We start from the raw sequence: 23,111 nt of genomic DNA on the forward strand, positions 1-23,111 counted from the left end.
AGTGTGCGAGCATGCCTTCGGCAAACCCCGCCTTCAACAACCCCGCGTTCCAGGATCGGCGCGCGGTCCGGACCTACCCGGGTGGCGCCGATGCCGCCTCGATCGGCGGTCAGACCCAGAGCACCGCGTTCCCGCAGCAGGCGCAGTCCACGGCCGTCAATGCCCACCTCGAGGGCCAGTTCGCGGCCCCGGCCGCCGGTGCCCTCGAGACCGACCGGATGAGCGTCGAGGACACCGTCCTGAAGACCCTCGCCCTGTTCGCCGTGCTCGTGGTCACCGCCGTCATCGGATGGGTGTGGTCGGCGTCGACGATGACCGTGGACAACCCCGCACCGAACGTGATCCCGTGGATCGTGGGCATGGCCGGCGGCTTCATCCTCGCGATGATCGTGTCGTTCTCCAAGAAGGTGCGCCCCGCCCTGATCTTCGGGTATGCCGCATTCGAGGGCCTTTTCGTCGGCGGCATCTCGCTGTTCTTCGAGACGATCTGGCCGGGCATCGTGCTGCAGGCCACCCTCGGCACGCTCGCCGTCGTCGGCGTGACGCTCGCCCTGTTCGCCAGCGGCAAGATCCGCGCCTCCAAGCGGGCGACGAAGATCTGGATGATCGCGATGATCGGCTACCTGGTCTTCTCGCTGATCAACGTCGGCATGATGATGTTCGGCGCGTTCCCGGCCGGGTCGGGCGGACCGTTCGGCATGCTCAGCAGCATCAAGATCGCCGGCATCCCGCTGGGTCTGATCATCGGCGTGCTCGTGGTCATCATGGCCGCGTACTCGCTCGTGCAGGACTTCGACTTCATCCAGCAGGGCGTGCGCAACCGGGCGCCCCGCCGCTACGGCTGGCTCGGCGGCTTCGGCATCATGGTCACCGTCGTCTGGCTGTACATCGAGATCCTGCGCATCATCGCGATAGCGCGCAGCAACTGACATCCCGTCCTGCGAAGGGGGATCGCCCGGCTGGGCGGTCCCCCTTCGCCGTTGCGGCGCGCCGATCCCCGTCCCGCAGTGTCGCTTCGGCCGCGGGAGACGACACGAAGGGACGGGATGTCGCGGACCGCGCGGGCCGTCCGCTGTCAGCGGAACGGGCGGACAGCGTCCCCGCCGCGGCCGTATCGTGAGGCCATGGCCGAGATCATCCCGCTGCATCCGGAGCCGCCGTCGCGTCCGAGCGCGCCGATCGAGCCGCTGTGGCGCGAAGCGGTCGGCCACGTCCTGCGTCGCACGCGGCACGAGCGCGGCGAGCGCCTCGCCGACACCGCCCTGCGGTCGGGGGTCTCTCCCCAGTACCTGTCCGAGATGGAGCGGGGGCGCAAGGAGCCCTCCAGCGAGATGCTCGCCGCCGTCGCCGGCGCGCTCGAGCTGACCCTCGTCGACCTGACATCGGCCGTCGCCGACTCCCTGCAGCCCGCGGCGAGGGCCGCCGAGGTCGACGCCGCATAAGGTCGACGCCGCGGAGGGGCTGGCCGCGGCATCCCGCCCCCGCTAGCGTGGCGGGATGAGCGGAAAGGGCGATGCGCACCTCGACGTCGACGGGCACGACGTGCGCATCTCGCACCCCGACAAGATCGTCTTCCCCGAGCCGGGCCTGACCAAGCTCGACCTCATCGAGTACTACCTCGCGGTCGCGGACGGCGCGCTGCGCGGTGCGGGCGGACGCCCGCTCGTGCTGAAGCGCTTCGTGAAGGGCATCGACGCCGAGCCGTTCTTCCAGAAGCGCGTGCCCGAGAACCACCCGCCGTTCATCGACACCGCGACGCTCCGGTACGCCTCGGGCACGTCCGCCGAGGAGACCGTGATCCGGGATGCCGCGGGCCTGGCATGGGTCGTGAACCTGGGATGCCTCGACCTGAACCCGCATCCCGTGCGCGCCGAGGACCTGGATCACCCGGACGAGCTGCGCGTCGACCTCGACCCGATGCCGGGCGTGGAGTGGGCGCAGATCGTGGACGTCGCGTTCGTGGTCCGCGACGTGCTGGCCGACCACGGTCTGACCGGCTGGCCGAAGACGAGCGGCTCGCGCGGCATCCACATCCTCGTGCGGATCCGTCCGGACTGGGAGTTCCGCGACGTGCGGCTGGCGGCCGAGTCGCTCGCGCGCGAGGTCGAGGCGCGCGCGCCGGGCCTGGCGACCGCGCGCTGGTGGAAGGAGGAGCGCGGGGAGAGCGTGTTCGTCGACTTCAACCAGAACGCGAAGGACCGCACCGTCGCGTCCGCCTACGCGGTGCGCGCGCTGCCGGACGCCCGGGTCTCGACCCCGCTCGGGTGGGACGAGCTGCGCACGCGGCGCCCGGACGAGTTCACGGTGCTCACCGTGCCGCAGCGGTTCGCCGAGGACGGCGATGCGCACGCCGGGATCGACGACGACGCCGGGTCGCTTCACGGCCTGCTGCGGCTCGCGGAGCAGCTCGGTCCCGCCGAGAAGCCGCCGCGGGGCGCGAGCGCCGACGGGCGCCGGGCTTCGACGATGCCGCTGATCGAGATAGCCCGCACCCGCACGAAGCCGGAGGCCGAGGACGCCCTCGCGCAGTGGCGGGCCGCGCACGCCGACGTCGCGGCACTCCTGCACCCTGCCGATGTGCTGGTGGACGGGATGCGCGGCGCCAGCTCGCTGTGGTACCGCGTGCGCGTCAACCTGCAGCACGTGCCCGAGGCGGAGCGCCCCGCGCAGGGCCCGCTGCTGGCGGACTACGACCCCTGGGCGCGGTAGCGCGGGTTCCGGCCGCGGCGCCGGATCCACGCAACGCCGGGCCGATACGCTGGCCATGCCCGCAGCATCCCGCCCCGGAAGGCCCCCATGGAACTCGGACCGCATCTCCGCCGCATCGGCAATGACATCGTCGCCGCCTATCTGATCGTGACGGACGACGGGATCACTGTCATCGATGCCGGCCTCGCGGGGCAGTGGCGCGACCTGCAGCGAGAGCTCCAGGCTATCGGCCGGTCGCTCGCCGACATCCGCGGGCTGATCGCGACCCACGGCGATTCGGACCACCTCGGGTTCGCCGAGCGGCTGCGCCGCGAGACCGGGACGCCCGTGTACGTGCACGCCGCCGATGCCGACCGCGCCCGCGGCGGCGGCAAGCCCAAGACCGCGTGGGGCTCGGTGCGGCTGGGCGCGCTGCTCGGCTTCCTCGGCTACACGATCCGCAAGGGCGGGATGCGCACGCGGTGGCTCACCGACCTGGTCGAGGTGCAGGACGGCGCCGAACTGGAGCTGCCCGGTGCGCCGCGCGTGATTTCGCTGCCCGGGCACTCCCCCGGCAGCATCGCGGTGTACTCGCCGGTGGCGCACGCGGTGTTCGTCGGCGACGCGCTGACCACGCGCAACGTGCTCACCGGCGTGCCGGGTCCCGCTCCCGCCCCGTTCACGGACGACCCCGCGCAGGCGCTCGCATCGCTCGAGCGGATCGCGGGGCTGGACGCGGAATGGGTGCTGCCCGGGCACGGCGCGCCGTGGCACGGGTCGCCGGAGCGCATTGTGGAGGCCGTGCGAGGGGCGGCCGTCTGACGCGCGGCCGTCTGACGCCGGCGTCACACCCGCCGGGACGGCACCGCCAGGACATCCCGGACCGCGGCGGCCAGCGCATCCATCACGTGCTCGGGGTCGACCCGGCGCGCCGACTGCACGGCTTCGCGTGAGAGCCGCACGCGCAGCTCCGGGTCGTCGAGCACCCGCACCAGCGCGGCGGTGAGCCCGGCGACATCCCCGTCCGGCACGAGGATGCCGCCGCCGTCCGCGAGCGCGTCGCGCGGGCCGTAGCGCACGTCGTACGAGACGACCGGGCAGCCGTGCGCGAGCGCCTCGACCACGGCGAGCCCCTGCCCCTCGAACGCGGACGTGAACAGCAGGACGGATGCCTCGTTCAGCACGCGGTCCGGGTCCGTGACCGATCCGTGCAGCGCTATGTGCGCGCCCAGCCCGCGCTCGTCGATAAGGCGCTGCAGCGCCGCGCGCTCGGAGCCGTCGCCGTACACGTCCAGGCGCGCCGCGGGGACCGCCGTGACGACGTCCGCGAACGCGCGAATGGCGTGGTCGATGCGCTTGCCCGACGCGAGCCGGTTCAGCATCACGACGCGGCCCTTCTCGCGGCGGGCGGGCGGAACCACGGATGCCGCGGCCGACACGCCGTGCGGCACGACAACGTGCACGCCGTCCAGTCGGAAGCGCCGCCGCGCGTCGGCGCGCTGCTCGGCAGTCAGCCACAGCACCGCGTCGAACCGCTCGGCGAGGGCGAACCAGCGCGACCACAGCGCGTTCACCGGGGCGTCGGGGCTGTATGGCGGCTCGAGGTGAATCGTGTGGATGGCGTGGATGAGGCGGACGCCCGGGTCGCCCCAGCCGGCCAGCAGCTCGCCGAGTTGCCGCGATTCGCACAGCACGACCACCGGCAGCGCCGGGTCACCGTGGCGCAGCTGCGCCACGACATGATCGAGCCACGCGCGATACAGCGCTCCGAACCCGTCGAGCACCCCGATCGTGGTGCCCGCGGCATCCCGGACCGCCACCGGCGCCGTGCAGATGTGCCAGTCGGGATCGTGGGGGATCACCGGGAGCGCGACCGCGCCGTCGGCGACGACGCGGTACTCGAGCGCGGGATCCGGCTGGCCGGTTTTCGCGGCATCGCGGAGCCAGCGCGCCGCGCCCCCGCCGGAGGCGGACGCCTCGTCGAACAGGTTGCGCATGCGGGCCGGGTCGGTGACGAGGTCGCGCTCGTCGAACTCGCGGCGGTGCCGGGCGTGGTCGGCGGCCGTGCCGGGATCAACGGTGAGCAGCAGCGGGCCGGCGCCGTCGTGCACGCCCGCGGCCGCCATCTGCCGCGCCCGCGCGAGCGTGGCCAGCGTGTACCCGCCGTCCAGGTCGGGGATCAGCCGGCTCGACAGGACCACATACGCCGCGTGGGGGAAGGAGGTCACCCCTCCATCCTGCCGCGGCCCGCCGGCCGCGGCATCCCCGAACCCACCCGTCAGTGCCGAACCCACCCGCGGCAGCGAGTGGGTTCGGCACTACGAGGTGGGTTCGGCGCGGCGCGCGGGGCGCGGGGCGCGGCGCGGCGCGCGGCGCGGGGCGCGCTACTCCCACTCGATGGTGGCGGGGGGCTTGCTTGTGACGTCGAGGACGACCCGGTTGATCTCGCGGACCTCGTTCGTGATGCGGTTCGAGATGCGCGCGAGCACGTCGTACGGCAGGCGCGTCCAGTCCGCGGTCATCGCGTCCTCGCTCGAGACCGGCCGCAGCACGACGGGGTGCCCGTAGGTGCGGCCGTCGCCCTGCACGCCCACCGAGCGCACATCGCCCAGCAGCACGACGGGGCACTGCCAGATCTCGGCGTCCAGGCCCGCGGCGGAGAGCTCCTCGCGCGCTATGGCGTCGGCCTCGCGGAGGATCTCGAGCCGGTCCCGGGTGACCTCGCCGATGATCCGGATGCCGAGGCCCGGCCCCGGGAACGGCTGGCGGCCGACGATCGCCTCGGGGATGCCGAGCTCGCGGCCGATCGCGCGGACCTCGTCCTTGAAGAGGGTCCGCAGCGGCTCGATGAGCTCGAAGTCGAGGTCCTCGGGCAGCCCGCCGACGTTGTGGTGGCTCTTGATGTTCGCGGTGCCCGAGCCGCCGCCGGACTCGACGACATCCGGGTACAGCGTCCCCTGAACGAGGAAGCGGATCGGCTCCCCCTCCGCCGCGGCCTCGGCGACGAGGTCGCGCTGCACCTTCTCGAAGGCGCGGATGAACTCGCGCCCGATCACCTTGCGCTTCTCCTCCGGGTCGGTGACGCCGGCCAGGTGCCCGAGGAACGTGTCCGCGGCATCCACCGTGATCAGCTTCACACCGGTCGAGGCGACGTAGTCGTTCTCGACCTGCTCGCGCTCGCCCTTGCGCAGCAGCCCGTGGTCGACGAACACGGCGGTCAGCTGGTCGCCGATCGCCCGGTGCACGAGCGCAGTGGACACCGCGGAGTCGACGCCGCCGGACAGCGCGGAGATGACGCGGGCGCTGCCGACCTGGGCGCGGATGCGCTCGACCTGCTCGGCGATCACGTTCCCGCTGTTCCAGTCGGCGGGCAGCCCCGCGGCGTTGTGCAGGAAGTTCTCGATCACGCGCTGGCCGTACGTGGTGTGCTTCACCTCGGGATGCCACTGCACGCCGTACAGTCCCTTCGCGGCGTTGCAGAAGGCGGCGACCTCGGTGGCGGCGGTGCGTGCGAGGACCGTGAAGCCCTCGGGGGCGCGGGAGACCTGGTCGCCGTGGCTCATCCACACGTTCTGCTGCGCGGGGGTGCCGGCCAGCAGCACGCCGCCGCGGTCGTCGCCGCCGTCGCCGTCGCCGTTGGAGGCGTCGGCGAGCGTGGCATCCGTCGCCCCATATTCGCGCAGGCCGGTGTTGGCGACCTCGCCGCCGAGCGCCTGCGCCATGACCTGGAACCCGTAGCAGATGCCCAGCGTCGGCACGCCGAGGTCGAACACGGCCGGGTCGAGCCGGGGGGCGCCCTCCTCATACACCGACGACGGCCCGCCGGTGAGGATGATCGCCACCGGGTTGCGGGCGGCGATCTCGGCCGCGGTCGCGTCGTGCGGGACGATCTCGCTGTACACGCCCGCCTCCCGGACGCGGCGGGCTATCAGCTGCGCATACTGCGCGCCGAAGTCGACGACCAGGACGGGGCGCTGCGAGGTCTCGGTCTGCTCGGTCACCGGGCTCCTTCGGGTGAGCGGGTGGAGGATTCGGATGCCGTGGCCTCGCGGTCGGCGAGGTAGTGGCGCACGTCGCGGGCGACGACGGTCTCCATGATGAAGGACAGGAACGGGACCACGCCGCCGGCGGCGAGCATGATGAACCGCCAGAACTGCCAGCGCATGAGGCTCCACACGCGGAAGCAGCTGAACAGGTACACGACGTAGAACCAGCCGTGCACGATGAGGATCGTCATGTTCAGGTTCAGTCCGTTGCCGGTGGACTTGCCGTCGAACGTGACCGGCGACAGGTACAGGAACCCGCCGGCACCGCCGAGGAACAGCTCCTGGCCGAAGCCGTATTTCATGATCATCTCGGCCACCAGCAACAGCAGGAACGTGCCGGTGATGACGGAGCAGATCTGGTAGAACTTCAGCGCGCCACGGATGGCAGGGAAGGACGCCAGTTTCGGGGCGAGGGCCATGCGTCCATCCTACCGGCGCGGTCGGGAGCGCCTTTCGCTCAGCCGGCGTCCGGCTCCTCCAGCTCCTCGACCTCCTTCTCCCACGCGTCCTTCGCCAGCCGGTACCAGAGGTAGAACGCGAAGCCGGCGAAGATCGCCCACTCGGCGGCGTAGAAGAGGTTGAGCCAGTTCAGGCCGGCCTGCCCCTCGGGAGGACGCGAGGAGATGGTGATGAGCCCGGCCGGCGCCTGCTCGGAGGTCAGGTACGGTCGGTAGACGTCCAGGCCCGCGGTGTCGTGCCAGCGGCTGAGCAGGGCCGCCGGCGACATCGTGGTGAGCGCGAACGGGTCGTCGCGCGGCGGCACCGCGGGGCCTTCGTCCGAGATCACGCGTCCGGTGACGGTGGTGGATGCCGGCGGCGCGGCGTTCAGGCCGGCCGCGGCATCCCTCGCCTGCTGCAGCGTCGGAGCCCAGCCCACGGCGACGGCCAGCGACGTGGGCGCCGCGGCGTCGACACGGAACTGCCCGGTGACCCAGAAGCCCTCGACGCCGTCGTTGATCCGCCGCGAGACGACGAGGAAGTCCCCCGGCACGAACGCGCCGTGCGCGCCGACCTTCTGGCCCACGAGCGGGGCGTTCAGGTAGGCGCCCGGGGCGACGACATCCTCGATCGGGACGACCTTTTCGGTCTGCCCGGCCTCGACAGGGATGGTGTCCAGGGCCCGGGCGAGCTGCCACTGCCCGAGCCATGCGAACACGCCGGCGACGGCAAGGCACAGCGCGAGCATCGCGAGCCAGCGGGGCCGCAGCATCACCTCGCGCAGCGTGGGCGGGAAGACCTCGGGGAGGTCGTCGGGCGCGGTCATTCCACGCCGTACGGCGCGACGACCACCTCGACGCGCTGGAATTCCTTCAGGTCGGAGTAGCCGGTGGTGGCCATCGACTTGCGAAGCGCGCCGATCAGGTTCGCGGTGCCGTCGGCGACCGGCGCCGGCCCGTAGAGGATCTCCTCGAGCGAGGCAACCTGGCCGACGTGCACACGGCGGCCGCGCGGCAGCTGCGGGTGGTGCGCCTCCGGCCCCCAGTGGAAGCCGCGGCCGGGGGCGTCGGTCGCCCGGGCCAGGGCGACGCCGAGCATGACGGCATCCGCCCCCATCGCGAGGGCCTTCACGATGTCCCCGGACGTGCCCACCCCGCCGTCGGCGATCACGTGCACGTAGCGGCCGCCGGACTCGTCCATGTAGTCGCGGCGCGCGCCGGCGACGTCGGCGACGGCGGTGGCCATCGGGGCGTGGATGCCGAGGGTCGCCCGGGTGGTGGATGCCGCTCCCCCGCCGAATCCGACGAGGACGCCGGCGGCGCCGGTTCTCATCAGGTGCAGCGCAGCCGTGTAGGTGGCGGCGCCGCCGACGATGACGGGGACGTCGAGGTCGTAGATGAACTTCTTCAGGTTCAGCGGCTCCGCCACCGACGAGACGTGCTCGGCGGACACCGTGGTGCCGCGGATCACGAAAAGGTCGACGCCGGCGGCGACGACGGTCTCGTACAGCTCCTGGGTGCGCTGCGGCGTGAGCGATCCGGCGACGGTGACGCCGGCCTCGCGGATCTGGGCGAGGCGATCGCGCACGAGCTCGGGCTTGATCGGCTCGGTGTACAGCTCCTGCATGCGGCGGGTGGCGTCGCCCTCGTCGAGGGCCGCGATCTCGGCGAGGAGGGGGTCGGGGTCTTCGTACCGCGTCCAGACGCCTTCGAGGTCGAGGACGCCGAGCCCGCCGAGCTTGCCGAGCATGATGGCGGTGGTGGGGCTGACGACGGAGTCCATCGGGGCGCCGATCACCGGCACCGCGAACTGGTACGCGTCGATGGACCAGGCGGTGGAGACGTCCTCGGGGTTGCGTGTGCGCCGCGAGGGCACCACCGCGATGTCATCGAACGTGTACGCGCGACGGGCGCGCTTCGCGCGGCCCAGCTCGATGTCCATGCTCACCACTCCACCCTACCCGCGCCCCCTTCCCGCGCTTCCCGCGCGTCCCGCGCTTCCCGCACGAGGCATCCCCCAACTCCGCGAGACATCCCTTAGATCCGCGAGACAGCCCCCAAGTCCGCGAGACAGCCCCCAACTCCGCGAGGTAGCCCCGAATTCTGCGAGGGTCCCCTCTGCAAGTTAAGGGATGCCTCGGCAAGTTCGGGGATGCCTCGGCAAGTTCGGGGATGCCTCGGCAAGTTAAGGGATGCCTCGCGGAGTTGGGGGATGCCTCGCGGAAAGAGGGGCACAGGAGGAGGGCGCGGGCCAGCCGTCGAGCTCGGCCGTCATCGAGGCGGAATGCCCCGGCCCGGGCGCCTACTTCTTGTAGTTCGGCGCCTCGACCACGATCTGCACATCGTGGGGGTGCGACTCTTTGAGCCCGGCGGCGGTGATCCGCACGAACCTGCCCCGCTGCTTCAACTCCTCGACGGTGCGCGCGCCGACGTAGAACATCGACTGACGCAGCCCTCCGATGAGCTGGTACGCCACGGCCGACAGCGGGCCGCGGTACGCGACCTGGCCCTCGATCCCCTCCGGGATCAGCTTGTCGTCGCTCGGGACGTCGGCCTGGAAATACCGGTCCTTCGAATACGAGGTCTTCTTGCCGCGGGTCTGCAGCGCGCCCAGCGACCCCATCCCGCGATACTGCTTGAACTGCTTGCCGCCCTGGAACACAATCTCCCCGGGCGCCTCGTCGGTGCCCGCGAACAGGGATCCGATCATGACCGAGTCGGCCCCGGCCACGAGCGCCTTCGCGATGTCGCCGGAGTACTGCAGGCCGCCGTCCGCTATCACCGGCACGCCGGATGAACGAGCCGCCAGGTACGCCTCGTACACCGCGGTCACCTGCGGCACGCCGACGCCCGCGACGATCCGCGTCGTGCAGATCGACCCCGGGCCCACGCCCACCTTCACGGCATCCACCCCGGCGTCGATCAGCGCCTGGGCGCCCTCCCGGGTCGCGACGTTGCCGCCGATCACGTCGATGCCGTCGAACGACGGATCCGCCTTCAGCCGGCGCACCAGGTCGATCACGCCCGCGGACTGGCCGTTGGCCGTGTCCACGACCAGCACGTCCACGCCGGCATCACGCAGCGCCTCCGCACGCTGCCACGCATCGCCGAAGAATCCGATCGCCGCGCCGACGCGCAACCGCCCCTGCTCGTCCTTCGTCGCCAGCGGGTACTTCTCGCTCTTGTCGAAGTCCTTGATCGTGATGAGCCCGGCGAGCTTGCCGTCCTCGTCCAGCAACGGCAGCTTCTCGACGCGGTACTTCGCGAACGTGGCGATCACCTCGCCGGCGCTGATCCCGACGGGCCCGGTGATCAGGCCCTCGCTGGTCATCACGTCGCGCACCTTCGTGGTCTGACGCTCGAAGCCGGACACGAACCGCATGTCGCGGTTCGTGATGATCCCGACCAGCCGCCTGTCCTCGGCGATCACCGGCAGGCCGGAGATGCGGTACTGCGCGCACAGTGCGTCGACCTCTTCGATCGTCGCATCCGGGGTCGTCGTGATCGGGTTCGTGATCATGCCCGACTCGCTGCGCTTGACCTGGTCGACCATGCCGGCCTGGTCCTCGATCGACATGTTCCGGTGGAGGATGCCGAGCCCGCCCTGTCGCGCGATGGCGATGGCCATCCGCGCCTCGGTCACGGTGTCCATCGCCGCGGAGATCAGCGGGGTGGCCACCGTGATCCGCCGGGTCACGCGCGAGCAGGTGTCCGCCTCGCTGGGGATCACATCCGTGTGCCCCGGCAGGAGGAGGACATCGTCGTAGGTGAGTCCGACGAAGCCGAACGGGTCGGGCTGTTCCATGAAGGCTCCTCTCGCGCCCTGGGCGCGCGTCGACGCAGCGGGCGGCGGGCGCCAAAGCGCGGAAGGACTGACACTCCGCCACCTCCCATTGTACGCGCGCCGTGATGGGTGACCGCCCGTGACGGCGGCCGAGAACGACCCGTCGCGGGTCACGGACGCCGCACGTTCGGGGGCCTGTGGTAGGACAAAGCCGCCGAGCACGTTACGCTCAAACCGTCACGCTGAGCGGTGCCGGGTACCCGTCGGCGCCGCGTGGACTCGATGTGGAGGTTGCGTGAAACACAGGACTGCGGCGCTTCGCCGACTCGGAAACTGGCGCGTCGCACTGCTGGGTGCTGCGGCGACCGCCCTCTTTCTGCTGGTACAGCCGGTCGCTGCGGCGTCCGCGCTCGAGCCGGCGCCGGCCGGCGTCGCGGTGACCGTCGCAGCAGCGCAGTCCCATCCGGGCGTGGTGCCCGCGGACGAGAACGCGCCGAAGACGGACTTCTATTTCGCCGGCGTGATCAAGTTCGATGACAAGCCGGTGGACGGCGTCGTCGTGAAGATCTCGGGCAACGGCTTCGACGCGCAGACGAAGACGGACGCCACCGGCCGGTGGCGCCTGTACGTGCCCGCGAAGGCGAAGTACACGCTGACGGTGGATGAGGCGACCCTGCCCAAGGGTGTGATCGTGCAGGGCGAGTCGGCGTCGCAGGATGTCGAGTTCGGCCTGACGAACACGAAGATCGTCAACCTGTTCCTCGGCCACGGCGAGCGCGTGACGGAGGCCTTCGCGTCGCAGCTGCTGTCCCGCGCCGTGCAGGGCCTGAACTTCGGCCTCTTGCTCGGCCTGGCTTCGATGGGTGCAGCCCTGATCTACGGCACGACCCGACTGGCCAACTTCGCGCACGCCGAGATGGTGACGTGGGGGGGCCTGGTCGCGTTCGTCGCCACCGGGATCTTCAACATGCCGCTGTGGGCGGGGCTCATCCTCGCCGTGATCGCCGGCGGTGCGCTGGGGCTGGGGATGGATGCCGGGATCTGGCATCCACTGCGGCGCAAGGGCCTGAGCACGGTGCAGATAATGATCGTCAGCATCGGCTTGTCGCTGGCACTGCGGTACTTCTTCCAGTTCCTGATCGGCGGCGGAACGCTGCAGCTGCCCGGCGCCAGCCCCGAGCCGTTCCACATCGGTCCTATATCGCTGTCCTACATCGACGTGATCAGCATGGTCGTGAGCCTCGTCGCGATCCTCGCGGTGGGCTTCTTCCTGACCCGCACCCGGATCGGCAAGGCCACCCGCGCAATCTCGGACAACCCCCAGCTCGCGGCGGCGTCCGGCATCAACGTCGACCGGGTCATCCGGATCGTCTGGATCCTCGCGGGCCTGCTCGCGGCGACCTCCGGCGTCCTGTGGGCCTACTTCCGCCCCGGCGTGAAGTGGGACATGGGCGTGCAGATGCTGCTGCTGATCTTCTCCGCGATGACGCTGGGGGGCCTGGGCACCGCGTTCGGCGCCCTCGTCGGATCGCTCATCGTCGGCATAGCGATCGAAGTCTCGACGCTGTGGATCCCGTCGGATCTGAAGTACGCGAGCGCGCTGATCGTGCTTATCGTCATTCTGCTGGTGCGGCCCCAAGGGCTGCTCGGTCGCAAGGAAAGGCTGGGCTGAGCCATGGACTGGGGAGGCATTTTCTCGAACACCGCCGTCTACCTGATCAGTCCCGTCACCATCGCGTACGCGCTGGCGGCCACCGGGCTCGCGGTCCACTTCGGATACGGCGGCCTACTGAACTTCGGTATGGCTGCGTTCATGGCCGTCGGCGGCTACGGGTACGCGATCTCGGTGCTCTCGTTCGGGCTGCCGTGGTGGCTGGGCATGCTGATCGGCCTCGCGGCCGGTGCCCTGTTCGCCCTGATCCTCGGCATCCCGACGCTGCGGCTGCGCGGTGATTATCTCGCCATCGCGACGATAGCCGCGGCCGAGATCATCCGGCTGCTGCTGCTCACGCAGGTGTTCGAGCAGTGGACCGGCGGATCGGCGGGCCTGGCCGGCTACCACGCCGGGTTCCGCGGCGCGAACCCGTTCCCCACCGGCACGTACGGGTTCGGCCCGTGGACGTTCAACCAGAACGAGCTGTGGGAGCGCACGTTCGGCCTGCTGCTGCTGGCGGCGTCGATAGTGCTGGTGTGGCTGCTCATGCGCAGCCCGTGGGGCCGCGTGCTGAAGGGCATCCGCGAGGACGAGGACGCCGTGCGCGCGCTCGGCAAGAACGTGTTCGCGTACAAGATGCAGTCGCTCGTGCTGGGCGGCGTGATCGGCGCAGCCGGCGGCATAGTGTTCGTGCTGCCCTCGGCGGCGGTGCCCGGCAGCTACTCGACCTCGCTCACGTTCTTCCTGTGGACGATCCTGCTGCTCGGCGGTGCCGCGACGATCTTCGGCCCGACCCTGGGCACGATCCTGTTCTGGGTGATATTCGCGTTCCTCGGTAATCTGCTGCCGGACCTGGCATCCGCCGGGCTCCTGCCGTTCTCGACGTTCCAGGCGGCCACGATCCGGTTCATCCTGGTCGGCGTTGCGCTCATGCTGCTGGTGATCTTCCGCCCGCAGGGCATTCTCGGCGACAAGAGGGAGATGACCTTTGTCAAGTAGCGAGTCCGGGTCCGGGTCCGCCCCGATCGAGCCCACCACGTCCACCACCGGCATCCACCGTCCCAAGACGACCGGACTGGCCGTCGGTGAGCCGGCGCCCGGTGTCGCCAAGAACGACCCGATCCTCGTGATCGACGGTGTCACCCGCCGGTTCGGGGGCCTGAACGCCGTCGACGTCGAGCACCTGGAGATTCCGCGCGGCGCCATCACCGCCCTGATCGGGCCGAACGGCGCCGGCAAGACGACGCTGTTCAATCTGCTGTGCGGGTTCGACAAGCCGAACACGGGCCACTGGGCGTACGACGGCACGGAGCTGGCCGGCGTCCCGTCGTTCAAGGTCGCCCGGATGGGCCAGGTCCGCACGTTCCAGCTCACGAAGGCGCTGTCGCTGCTGACGGTGCTCGAGAACATGAAGCTCGGCGCGCGCGATCAGATCGGCGAGCGGTTCTGGACGTCGCTGCTGCGGTTCATCTGGCGCCCGCAGGAGCGCGAAATCGAGCAGAAGGCCCGCGATCTGCTGGTGCGCTTCAAGCTCGACACGAAGGAGAAGGACTTCGCGGCGTCACTGTCCGGCGGGCAGCGCAAGCTCCTGGAGATGGCGCGCGCGCTGATGTGCGACCCGCAGCTGGTGATGCTCGACGAGCCGATGGCCGGCGTCAACCCCGCGCTCACCCAGTCGCTCCTCGGCCACATCCTGGATCTGAAGGACACCGGCACCACGGTGCTGTTCGTCGAGCACGACATGCACATGGTGCGCCACATCGCCGACTGGGTCGTCGTGATGGCCGAGGGCCGCGTCGTCGCGGAGGGTCCGCCGGACGCCGTGATGCGGGATGCCGCGGTGATCGACGCGTACCTGGGCAGCCACCAGGATGTCGACCTGGGAGTGGTCACCGGACGCATCGCCGGTGAGCTGAACACGTCGGCGATCGACCTGCTCGAGGAGATCGAGGAGGAGCGCCTGGAGATCGCCGAGGGCGACGATGCCGACGTGCGGCCCGAGCACCCGGATGCGACATCCACCGACACCCGGAAGGGGGACCGCTCGTGACCGGATCCAAGGCTGTCGTCGAGCTGACCGACGTGCACGCCGGGTATCTGCCCGGGGTCAACATCCTCAACGGCGCGAACCTCGTCGCGCACGAGGGCGAGCTCGTGGGCATCATCGGCCCGAACGGCGCCGGCAAGTCGACGCTGCTGAAGGCCATCTTCGGGCTCGTGCAGGTGCGCGGCGGCGACATCCGGGTCAACGGCGAGAGCATCGTGGGCCTGAAGGCCGACAAGCTGGTCGCCCGCGGCGTCGCGTTCGTGCCGCAGACCAACAACGTGTTCCCGTCGCTGACGATCGCCGAGAACCTGCAGATGGGCCTGTACCAGAACCCGAAGATCTACGCCCGGCGGCTCGAGTTCGTCACCGGCATCTTCGCGGAGCTCGGCGGACGCCTGAACCAGCGCGCCGGATCGCTGTCCGGCGGGGAGCGGCAGATGGTCGCCATGTGCCGGGCGCTGATGATGGACCCGTCCGTGCTGCTGCTGGACGAGCCTTCCGCGGGCCTGTCCCCGGTGCGGCAGGACGACGCTTTCATCCGCGTCTCCGACATCAACAAGGCCGGCGTGACCACGATCATGGTCGAGCAGAACGCGCGCCGCTGCCTTCAGATCTGCGACCGCGGCTACGTGCTGGACCAGGGCAAGGATGCCTACGAGGGCACCGGCCGCGACCTGCTGAACGACCCGAAGGTCATCGGCCTGTACCTGGGCACACTCGGCACCGAAGCCGCGTAGCCCGCCGCATCCCCCGCATCCGCGACGGCGAGGGGATGTCACCGCCACGGCAAAGCGCCCCGGGCCATCGGCCCGGGGCGCTTCGTACGAATCGGATCAGTTGGTCCGCTCGTAGGTGTTGTCCGCCTTGTACTTGAACGTGCCGATCACGGCGCCGTGCGGGTCGCCCTTCTCGTCGAACTTGCTCTCACCGGAGTAGCCCTTGTAGGCCGGTGTTCCGCCGTCGGCGATGATCTGCGCGCACTTCGCGAAGCTGTCGCACTCGGTGCCGCCGCTCGCGCCGCCGGAGACGGCCTGCATCTTGCCCGCGATGTCCTTGCCGGTGACCGACTTGGCCGCCAGCGCTGCGAGCGAGATGAGGACGACAGCGTCATAGGCCTCCGCCGAGTAGGTGAAGTCCTTCAGCTCGGAGTTGCCCGCGCCCTTCCAGAACGTCTGCAGACGCTGCTGGAAGTCGTCGGACAGTGCCGGACCGGGACGGGTGCCCTGCGCGCCGGCGAGCGAGACGGGCATGTCCTTCTTGTTGCTGTAGTCCACGGTGTTGCCGTCGACCAGGTAGAAGCTCGACGACTTCAGGCCGGCGTTCACCAGCAGAGGACCGATCGTCTTGAACTGGTCGAACGAGACCACGGCGACGGCATCGGGGTTGGCCGCCTTGATCGTCGCCACCTGCGAGTCGAACTGCGCGTCACCGACGTTGAACGACGCCTCGGCGACGACCTTGCCGCCGCTGCCCTCGAACGTCGACTTGATCGCCTTCGCCAGGCCGGTGCCGTACGGGTCGTTCTGGTAGATGATGCCCAGCGACTGGTGCGAGTCCTCGGCGATCAGGTTGCCCAGGGTCTCACCCTGCAGCAGGTCGCTCGGCGCGGTGCGGTAGAACAGTCCGTTCTTCCCCGGGAAGTCGGTGAAGTCCGGCGACGTGTTCGACGGCGACACCGTGAGGATGCCGGCGCTGACGTTGCCGTCCAGGATCAGCTTCGTGACACCGGATGCCGCCGCACCGACCATTGCCGTGATGCCCGCGCTGCGCAGCTTCGTGACGGAGGTCTCGTACGCCTTCGTGTCGGTGTCGCCTTCGTCGCCGGACGTGTAGTCGAGCGTGATGCCCGCCTTGGCGTCGTTGACTTCCTTCACGGCGAGACCGACACCGGCCTCCATGGGCGGACCGAGGAACGCGAGCGATCCGGTCTGCGGAAGCAGCGATCCGAGCTTGAGGGTGAGCTCCGTCGCCGGCCCCTTGTTGCCGCTGTTCGTGCTGCTCGGGTTGGTGGCGGGCGAGCCGCTGCAACCGGCCAGCACGACCGCGGCCGCACCAGCAAGGGCGATCGCTGCGATCGTCTTGCCTCGGCGCAGGCCTCTCATTCCGTTCATTGTGCTCCTTTGCTTGAACGTGGCGAGCCACGGTGGGTGCTCTAACCCTATGGGCACGCGGGTACGGATTCGTGTATCACAGATATCGGTGCGTTAACGTTTCGCCGCCCGGCGAGCTCAGACGACCTCGGCGATCTCGGCGGGCGTGCGGTTGCGGCGCGCCTGGCGCAGCGAATCGGCGGTGAGGATGACCAGTGCCACCCAGACCAGCGCGAAGCCGATCCAGCGCTCGTTGGACATCTCCTCGTGCAGGATGACGACGCCGGTGATGAACTGCAGGATCGGCGTGAGGAACTGCAGCAGGCCGATCAGGCTCAGCGGTGCGCGTCGGGTGGCGGCGGCGAAGAACAGCAGCGGCACCGCGGTGATCACGCCCGCCGAGCCCAGCAGTACCGCATGTCCCGTGCCGTACGCGCCGAACGTGATCCCGCCGGTCGCGGAGACCCAGACGAGCATCCCGGCGGCGACCGGCGCCAGCCACGCTGTCTCCAGGGTGAGGCCGGTGAGCGCGTCGACGGACGGGCCGACCCGGTTCTTCGCGAGCCCGTACAGGCCGAACGAGAACGCGAGGCCGAGCGCTATCCACGGCACCTGGCCGTACCCCACGACGATCACCACGACCGCGACCAGGGCCACGCCGATGGCTATCCACTGCGCGACGCGCAGGCGCTCGTGGAGCACGAGCACCCCCAGCAGCACCGTGACGATGGGGTTGATGAAGTACCCCAGGCTGGCCTCGATGACATGGCCGGTGAGCGTGGCGATGAGGTACACGGTCCAGTTGACGAAGATGAGCACCCCGGCCACCGCGGTCCAGCCCAGGAGCCGCGGCTGCCGCACCACACGGCCGATCGCGCGCCATCCGCGGGTCACCGTCAGCGCGAGCACGCAGAACAACAGCGCCAGCAGCACCCGCCAGGCCACGACCTCCCAGGGACCGGCCGGCAGCAGCGTGATGAAGTAGAGGGGGAACGCGCCCCACAGCAGGTACGCGACGAACGCGTACACTCCCCCGACCGCGGTGTCACTGCGCCCCGCTGTGCTCCGGATCACCGCTCCAGCCTCGTTCTCGCCTCACGCGCTGCCGTCCACCGGGCGAAGGTGGACGGCGGAAAAACCGGAGGGCCCGGATGCGGTCGCATCCGGGCCCTCGCGGACAGGACTCAGCGGACCACGACCGCCAGCACGTCACGGGCCGACAGGACGAGGAACTCGTCGGCGCCGAACTTGACCTCGGTCCCGCCGTACTTGCTGTACAGCACGCGGTCGCCGACGGCGACGTCCAGCGGAACACGGTTGCCGTTGTCGTCGATGCGGCCGGGGCCCACCGCGACGACCTCGCCCTCCTGGGGCTTCTCCTTCGCGGTGTCGGGGATGACCAGGCCACTCGCGGTGGTCTGCTCGGCCTCGACCTGCTTGATGACGATGCGGTCCTCGAGCGGCTTGATGGAAACCGACACGGTCTACCTCTTCCTTGTTGAGACTGAAGACTCGTTAGCACTCTGACATGTCGAGTGCTGATCCCAGTTTAGGCATGCGCTGGCACTCACGCAACGCGAGTGCCAATCCGGACGACACGCGGCGGGCCGGCAGGCTCCGGTCTCCCGACTCTTGTCGGGTCTGAGGACGCGGCGTACACTCGGTCCCCAGCACTATTGCTCGGTGGTCTGTGAGCAAGAAGGAACCACGCACTGGGGTGTCGGCGGATCGGGTCCGTTGCGTCGAATGGTTCGGGGCGTGTGCATTCGCGATCGGGGGCGAAGCACATGGGTGACGCGTACGTGCTCGCGGTGGATGTCGGGGCGAGCACCATCACCGCCGCCGTCGCGCGCCCGGGCACGGATGAGATCGTCGCCACGACGCCGATCCGGCTGGGCAGCCGGGACGACGCCCTTCCCGCCGTCGCCGCGGTGCTCGAGGAGGGCGCGATCCTGTTCGGCGAGAGCGCGCAGGCGCACGGCCTGCTGCATCCGCAGACCCGGGTGGACGGGTTCGCGCGGCTCGTGGGGGAAGATGTCCCTCTGGTGGTGAGCGGGTGGCGTCTGCCTGCGGAGGATGTCTTCGCGCAGGCCGTCGCCCATGTGGTCAGCCTCGCCGCGGAGCGCGAAGGACGGGCTCCGGAGCGGGTCGCGCTGGTGTGCCCCGTCGACTGGGGCGAATACCGGCGCGCCGTGATTCGCCGCGCCCTGGATGGCGCCGGCGTGCACGATGCGGAGCTGATCAGCGCCCCCCTGGCCGCCGCCCGGGTCGGCGCCGCCGCCCACCCTGTGGAGGGCGGCGACGTGCTGGTGGTGTACGACCTCGGCGCGGCGACGTTCTCGGTCACGGTGGTGGGCGAGGACGACGAGCACAATCTCTGCGTGCACGGCGACCCGGTGTCCCTCGCGGACGTCGGCAGCGCGGACGTGGACGATGCCGTCATGCGCTACGCCGCGTCATCCTCGGATGCCCTCGCCCGCGCGCTCGAGGACGACGATCCCGCCGCGACCGGCGCCATCACCGGCTTCCGGGGCGACTGCGCGAGGGTGAAGGAGGCCCTGTCCGCGGATGCCGCCGCCGTCATCCCGGTCGCCCTGGCCCCCGACGTCGCCGGCATCCGGCTCACCCGCGCCGAGCTGGAGGCGATGGCGCAGCCCGTCATCCAACGCACCTTGGATGCGGTGGATGCCGCGCTCGCCGCGACCGGAACGACGGCCGATCGCGTCCGGGCCGTCGTGCCCAGCGGCGGCGGCGCACGGATGCCGCTCGTGGCACAGCGCCTGTCCGAGCACCTGGGCCGGCCCGTCTGCACCGACGCGGACCCTGCGTTCCTCGCCGTCCTGGGCGCCGCCGGGTGGGGGTGGGAATGCGCGTGTGCCGCGGCCGACGCAGCGAATGAGATCCAGGCACGCGACGAGGCTCTCCGGGTGGCGCCGCGGCGCCACGCCGAGAGCCCTGCGCAGGAGATCCACGCGCTCGCAGCCCCGGCGGGGAACCGCTGGTACTCCGCCGCCCTGATCGCGGGGGCCGCTCTCGTCGCGGCCGGGATCGTTCTCGGCGGCTCGATGGCTGCGGGGCTGCGGCTGGACTTCGACGACAGCGCGTACCCCACGCCGGCCACCACCGACGACGACGGACCGAGCGACGACGCCGCGCGGCCCGCCCGCGCCTCGCAGGCGCTGCTTCCCGAGCGCGGCGGCCCGGGCGTGCAGATCATGTCGCCGTTGCGCGTGGTCGCCTCCCGCCCGGCGCCGCCGCTGCGCACCGGTCTGCGCCTCATCGACGACCCGCCGCTGCTGCCGATCGCCACCGCCCCGTCGTCGCCGGGGCACGGGACCACGCATCCACGGCGGATCCCGACGATGACCGCGCCCGGCGACCCGCCCTCGACCGTTGACGCCGCCCCCGGCACCCCCGCGGGCGGATCCGGGCCGTCGCAGACGCAGACTGCACCGGAGACCACGCCGACCACGGCGCCGACCCCTGCGGACCCGCCCGTCGAGCAGCCGGCACCGACAGACCCGCCCGCATCCACGCCCGACCCCACCGACCAGCCCGCACCGGCACCCACCGTCGATCCCGATCCGCCCGCATCGACCCCCGATCCCGAGCCCCCGGCTCCCGCCGCCGACCCGAGCACGACCGCGGAACCCGCCCCCGACCCCGCCCCGACGGTCGAACCCGCGCCCGGCCCGGCGCCGTCCCCCGCGCCGCCCTCCCCCGAACCGACTCCCGAAGCGACCGCCGACCCGGTTCTGTGAGGACGGACAGGAGCATGCCGACCACTGCGACCAGCCATACCGCGGGCCCGCTCCGGCCGCTGCTGACCGGGGCCCGGCACGCGCAGCGGATGGTCGATGCGCTGATCGCCGCCCAGGAGCCGCCGCGCGCGTTCATCGTCGGCAGTGCCGGCTCCGGCAAGTCGACGGTGCTGCACCGGGTGCGGGCGGTGCTGGCCGAGCGCGGAGTGATCACGCGGACGATGGACGCGTCCGTGGATGCCGCCCTCGTGCCGCCCGACGAGGTCCTCATCGCGGACGATCTGCACCTTCTGCCCGCCACCGCGCTGCACGGCCTGTCCGAGCGAGCGGCGGTCACCCACACGGCGCTCATTGTGGCGAGCCGCCCGTGGCCGCGGACGGACGCCCTGGTCCAGGCGACGATGCGGCTCGAGCACGCGCTGCCCACGATCGTGGCCGGGCAGGTGCGAGCCGATGACCTTTCCGCGTACCTCGCGGTCCGGCAGTGCGTGCTGCCCGCTGACTGTGTCGACGACATCATCCGGATCACCGGGGGCATGACGTGGCTGGTCACCGAGGCTCTCAGCGTCCACGACCCGGGCGGATGCGGCGACGCCGACCACGCGTCGCTGCGCCATCACCTGGTGGAGCGGGTGGCCCAGCGGCTGCTGTCGGTGGATGCGACGCTGCGCGACGCCCTCGAGGCGATCAGCCTCGGCGGGGGGAACCCCGCGCCGGGCGCGGACGACGTGATAGCGCAGGGCTTCTCGGAAGGGCTGCTGCTGCGCAACGGCGCCGCGATCCCGATCGTCCGGGACGCGGTCCGCACGACGATCCCCTTTCACCGGCTGCGCGAGCTGTCGCAGCGTGGCGACACCGCGGCGGCCGTGTCGGAGATCTTCACCGGCCCCGTCGACTGGAGCGGGACGCGGGATGCCGAGATCGGTCGCGCACTGCTCGCCGAGGCCGCACGGCTCGCGGACACCGACCCGGTGCGGGCCGAGGCGCTGTGCCGCCGGGCACTGGAGACCGGCGCCCCCGCCGCGGAGGCGACGCCGATCCGCGCCCGTGCGGCGTGGGCGGCCGGCGACATCGATCGCGCCGCCGTGCTGCTGGACGGGGTGGCGGCCCGCGGCGACGACCCCGATGTCGCCGCCATGCTCGCAGCCATCTGGGCCGCGCGCGGAATGATGCCGGTAGCGCGGACGATCCACGACGGTGCGCTCGGCACGGCATCCGCCCCCATGGCCGACATCACGCGCCTCGCGGTGGGCACCGCGCGGCCCCCCGGCACGCCATCGGCCGACGCCGAGCCCCCGCCCACGACGCTGAGCGTCGCCCTCGCGACGACCGCGGCGGGTCTGCGGCGCACCGTCGACGCGCCCGCCGGCACCCGCGCGCTCAGCGACCTCGCCCGGGCCTCGCGCCTGTACACCGTCACCGGATCGGCCGCCCCGGTGACCGAGCTGCCGGCGGTGATCGCCGCGGTGGCCGCCGTGGGCCTGGGCGAACCGACAACGGCCGCGCACATCATCTCCGCCGCGGTCGCCGGCGACCATGGCGGGACGTGGGCCCGCCGCCGGCTGCTGCTGTGGAGTGGATGGCTGGCGATCCAGCGCGAGGAGCCTGCGCAGGCGCGCGAGTGTCTCCGGCGCGCACACCTGATCCGGCAGCCGTGGACGCCGCGCGACAGGTTCCTCGAGACCGCCGTGCGGGTGGCGCTGACCCGCCGGTACGAGGAGGTCGCCGATCTGCGGATGCTGTGGGAGCAGGTGCGCGACGACGTGCAGCAGGTCACCGTCGACCTGTTCCTCCTGCTGCCCCTTGCGTCGCTGGTCGCCGCCGTCGCCCGGATCGGCGACCACAGCACGCTGCAGCCGCTGATGGACGACGCGCTGGCGTTGCTGGAACGGCTCGGATCGCCCGCTGTCTGGTCCGTGCACCTGCGCTGGGCCGGCATCCAGCAGGGGATCCTCCTGGACGAGCCGGATCGCGTCGCCCCGCATGCCCACGCGCTCGTGGACGCCGCCGCGCACAGCGCGATCGCCGCGACGATGGCGGGCGCCGGCAGGATCTGGATGTCGGTGCTCGCAGGCCACGTCGACCCGGATGCCGTCGAGGAGGCGGCGATCGAGCTGGCCGCGTGCGGCCTGGCCTGGGACGGCGCGCGGCTCGCGGGCCACGGCGCCGCCCGCGCCGACGACCGGCGCACGGTGGCGCGCCTGCTCGCGTGCGCCCGTCAGCTGCATCCTCCCGCCGCCCCCGATCCGCTCACGCCCGTGCCGGAGGGCGCCCTCCGCTCCGCCGCCAACGTCGCCGGGCTCAGCGAACGCGAGCTCGAGGTGGCTCGCCTCGTGGTCGAGGGCAGGACATACGCCGAGATTGGCCGGATGATCTTCATCTCCCCGCGCACGGCCGAGCATCACATCGCCCGGATCCGGCAGAAGCTCGCGGCCACGAGCCGCTCGGACCTTGTCGCACGGCTGCGGGTCGCTCTCAGCGCCGCACCGGCGGACACGGAGGGATCCCCATGGACTCCCTAATCCCCCACGAGGCGAATCGGGGACAACCCCGATCCCGGACGCAGACCGGACGCGTAGCGTCGGATGCGACGGCGACCGCTGA

The 23,111-nt window shown here is 71.2% G+C and carries 19 protein-coding genes; 10 read left to right on the forward strand and 9 right to left on the reverse strand.

What is annotated here, in order from left to right; genetic code table 11:
• Positions 1 to 11 precede the first annotated feature (11 nt).
• The 4 genes from GH740_RS07195 to GH740_RS07210 all read left to right on the forward strand — a co-directional run bounded on the left by GH740_RS07195 (position 12) and on the right by GH740_RS07210 (position 3,510).
• Positions 12 to 929 carry a Bax inhibitor-1/YccA family protein gene (locus GH740_RS07195; RefSeq protein ID WP_153745380.1) on the forward strand — a complete coding sequence of 306 codons (918 nt, stop codon included), beginning with the start codon at positions 12 to 14 and terminating at the stop codon, positions 927 to 929.
• A gap of 195 nt (positions 930 to 1,124) precedes the next feature.
• Entirely contained in the window at positions 1,125 to 1,442 is a 318-nt protein-coding gene (locus tag GH740_RS07200) for a helix-turn-helix domain-containing protein (RefSeq protein WP_153745381.1), read from the forward strand.
• A 55-nt stretch (positions 1,443 to 1,497) separates the two neighbouring features.
• Positions 1,498 to 2,709 carry a non-homologous end-joining DNA ligase gene (ligD, locus tag GH740_RS07205; protein ID WP_153745382.1) on the forward strand — a complete coding sequence of 404 codons (1,212 nt, stop codon included), beginning with the start codon at positions 1,498 to 1,500 and terminating at the stop codon, positions 2,707 to 2,709.
• An 87-nt stretch (positions 2,710 to 2,796) separates the two neighbouring features.
• A complete protein-coding gene (locus GH740_RS07210; RefSeq protein WP_153745383.1) occupies positions 2,797 to 3,510 on the forward strand; it encodes an MBL fold metallo-hydrolase in 714 nt (237 codons plus the stop codon).
• A 23-nt stretch (positions 3,511 to 3,533) separates the two neighbouring features.
• Here the strand turns inward: GH740_RS07210 and GH740_RS07215 are convergent, their stop codons facing one another.
• The 6 genes from GH740_RS07215 to guaB form a co-directional block, all read right to left on the reverse strand.
• The gene (locus tag GH740_RS07215; RefSeq protein ID WP_367640974.1) at positions 3,534 to 4,916 is read right to left on the reverse strand and encodes a glycosyltransferase; all 1,383 of its coding nucleotides are present in this window, start codon (positions 4,914 to 4,916) and stop codon (positions 3,534 to 3,536) included.
• A 156-nt stretch (positions 4,917 to 5,072) separates the two neighbouring features.
• Positions 5,073 to 6,689 carry a glutamine-hydrolyzing GMP synthase gene (guaA, locus tag GH740_RS07220; protein WP_367640976.1) on the reverse strand — a complete coding sequence of 539 codons (1,617 nt, stop codon included), beginning with the start codon at positions 6,687 to 6,689 and terminating at the stop codon, positions 5,073 to 5,075.
• Positions 6,686 to 7,153 carry a DUF3817 domain-containing protein gene (locus GH740_RS07225; RefSeq protein ID WP_153745384.1) on the reverse strand — a complete coding sequence of 156 codons (468 nt, stop codon included), beginning with the start codon at positions 7,151 to 7,153 and terminating at the stop codon, positions 6,686 to 6,688. The genes guaA and GH740_RS07225 overlap by 4 nt, the downstream gene beginning before the upstream one ends.
• 38 nt (positions 7,154 to 7,191) lie before the next feature.
• Complete coding sequence (locus tag GH740_RS07230; RefSeq protein WP_153745385.1) at positions 7,192 to 7,998, reverse strand: SURF1 family protein; 807 nt, start codon at positions 7,996 to 7,998, stop codon at positions 7,192 to 7,194.
• On the reverse strand, positions 7,995 to 9,113 hold the full coding sequence (locus tag GH740_RS07235; protein ID WP_153745545.1) for a GuaB3 family IMP dehydrogenase-related protein: 1,119 nt from the start codon (positions 9,111 to 9,113) through the stop codon (positions 7,995 to 7,997). Before GH740_RS07235 ends, GH740_RS07230 begins: the two co-directional genes overlap by 4 nt.
• 360 nt (positions 9,114 to 9,473) lie before the next feature.
• Entirely contained in the window at positions 9,474 to 10,976 is a 1,503-nt protein-coding gene (gene guaB / locus GH740_RS07240) for an IMP dehydrogenase (protein WP_153745386.1), read from the reverse strand.
• A gap of 274 nt (positions 10,977 to 11,250) precedes the next feature.
• Between guaB and GH740_RS07245 the strand changes: the two genes are divergently transcribed.
• Genes GH740_RS07245 through GH740_RS07260 form a run of 4 tightly spaced genes read left to right on the forward strand, consistent with a single transcriptional unit; the run spans position 11,251 to position 15,393 of the window.
• Complete coding sequence (locus GH740_RS07245) at positions 11,251 to 12,627, forward strand: branched-chain amino acid ABC transporter permease (RefSeq protein WP_367640979.1); 1,377 nt, start codon at positions 11,251 to 11,253, stop codon at positions 12,625 to 12,627.
• Positions 12,628 to 12,630: 3 nt separating this feature from the next.
• On the forward strand, positions 12,631 to 13,608 hold the full coding sequence (locus GH740_RS07250) for a branched-chain amino acid ABC transporter permease (protein WP_153745387.1): 978 nt from the start codon (positions 12,631 to 12,633) through the stop codon (positions 13,606 to 13,608).
• 52 nt (positions 13,609 to 13,660) lie between these two features.
• A complete protein-coding gene (locus tag GH740_RS07255; RefSeq protein ID WP_367641059.1) occupies positions 13,661 to 14,659 on the forward strand; it encodes an ABC transporter ATP-binding protein in 999 nt (332 codons plus the stop codon).
• Entirely contained in the window at positions 14,656 to 15,393 is a 738-nt protein-coding gene (locus tag GH740_RS07260) for an ABC transporter ATP-binding protein (protein WP_367640982.1), read from the forward strand. Before GH740_RS07255 ends, GH740_RS07260 begins: the two co-directional genes overlap by 4 nt.
• Before the next feature lie 96 nt (positions 15,394 to 15,489).
• Here the strand turns inward: GH740_RS07260 and GH740_RS07265 are convergent, their stop codons facing one another.
• From GH740_RS07265 to groES, 3 genes are all read right to left on the reverse strand, one after another.
• Positions 15,490 to 16,767, reverse strand: a complete 1,278-nt coding sequence (locus GH740_RS07265) for an ABC transporter substrate-binding protein (protein WP_153745389.1) — start codon at positions 16,765 to 16,767, stop codon at positions 15,490 to 15,492.
• A 117-nt stretch (positions 16,768 to 16,884) separates the two neighbouring features.
• Positions 16,885 to 17,817: an EamA family transporter RarD gene (gene rarD, locus GH740_RS07270; protein WP_367641061.1), complete on the reverse strand. Its 933-nt coding sequence runs from the start codon at positions 17,815 to 17,817 to the stop codon at positions 16,885 to 16,887.
• A gap of 113 nt (positions 17,818 to 17,930) precedes the next feature.
• Positions 17,931 to 18,227: a co-chaperone GroES gene (groES, locus tag GH740_RS07275; RefSeq protein WP_017203655.1), complete on the reverse strand. Its 297-nt coding sequence runs from the start codon at positions 18,225 to 18,227 to the stop codon at positions 17,931 to 17,933.
• 306 nt (positions 18,228 to 18,533) lie between these two features.
• On the opposite strand from groES, the gene GH740_RS14210 reads away from it, so the two are divergent.
• Positions 18,534 to 20,507, forward strand: coding sequence for an Hsp70 family protein (locus tag GH740_RS14210; RefSeq protein WP_153745390.1), 1,974 nt, complete (start codon positions 18,534 to 18,536; stop codon positions 20,505 to 20,507).
• 14 nt (positions 20,508 to 20,521) lie between these two features.
• A complete protein-coding gene (locus GH740_RS07285; RefSeq protein ID WP_153745391.1) occupies positions 20,522 to 23,029 on the forward strand; it encodes a LuxR C-terminal-related transcriptional regulator in 2,508 nt (835 codons plus the stop codon).
• Positions 23,030 to 23,111 lie beyond the last annotated feature (82 nt).

It is taken from the genome of Microbacterium sp. SYP-A9085 (assembly GCF_009649635.1).
GTDB lineage: Bacteria > Actinomycetota > Actinomycetes > Actinomycetales > Microbacteriaceae > Microbacterium.

Coding starts and splice junctions, on each gene's coding strand:
- GH740_RS07195 (WP_153745380.1), top strand. CDS start 12: ATGCCTTCGGCAAACCCCGCCTTCAACAACCCCGCGTTCCAGGATCGG.
- GH740_RS07200 (WP_153745381.1), top strand. CDS start 1,125: ATGGCCGAGATCATCCCGCTGCATCCGGAGCCGCCGTCGCGTCCGAGC.
- ligD (WP_153745382.1), top strand. CDS start 1,498: ATGAGCGGAAAGGGCGATGCGCACCTCGACGTCGACGGGCACGACGTG.
- GH740_RS07210 (WP_153745383.1), top strand. CDS start 2,797: ATGGAACTCGGACCGCATCTCCGCCGCATCGGCAATGACATCGTCGCC.
- GH740_RS07225 (WP_153745384.1), bottom strand. CDS start 7,153: ATGGCCCTCGCCCCGAAACTGGCGTCCTTCCCTGCCATCCGTGGCGCG.
- GH740_RS07230 (WP_153745385.1), bottom strand. CDS start 7,998: ATGACCGCGCCCGACGACCTCCCCGAGGTCTTCCCGCCCACGCTGCGC.
- GH740_RS07235 (WP_153745545.1), bottom strand. CDS start 9,113: ATGGACATCGAGCTGGGCCGCGCGAAGCGCGCCCGTCGCGCGTACACG.
- guaB (WP_153745386.1), bottom strand. CDS start 10,976: ATGGAACAGCCCGACCCGTTCGGCTTCGTCGGACTCACCTACGACGAT.
- GH740_RS07250 (WP_153745387.1), top strand. CDS start 12,631: ATGGACTGGGGAGGCATTTTCTCGAACACCGCCGTCTACCTGATCAGT.
- GH740_RS07265 (WP_153745389.1), bottom strand. CDS start 16,767: ATGAACGGAATGAGAGGCCTGCGCCGAGGCAAGACGATCGCAGCGATC.
- GH740_RS14210 (WP_153745390.1), top strand. CDS start 18,534: ATGGGTGACGCGTACGTGCTCGCGGTGGATGTCGGGGCGAGCACCATC.
- GH740_RS07285 (WP_153745391.1), top strand. CDS start 20,522: ATGCCGACCACTGCGACCAGCCATACCGCGGGCCCGCTCCGGCCGCTG.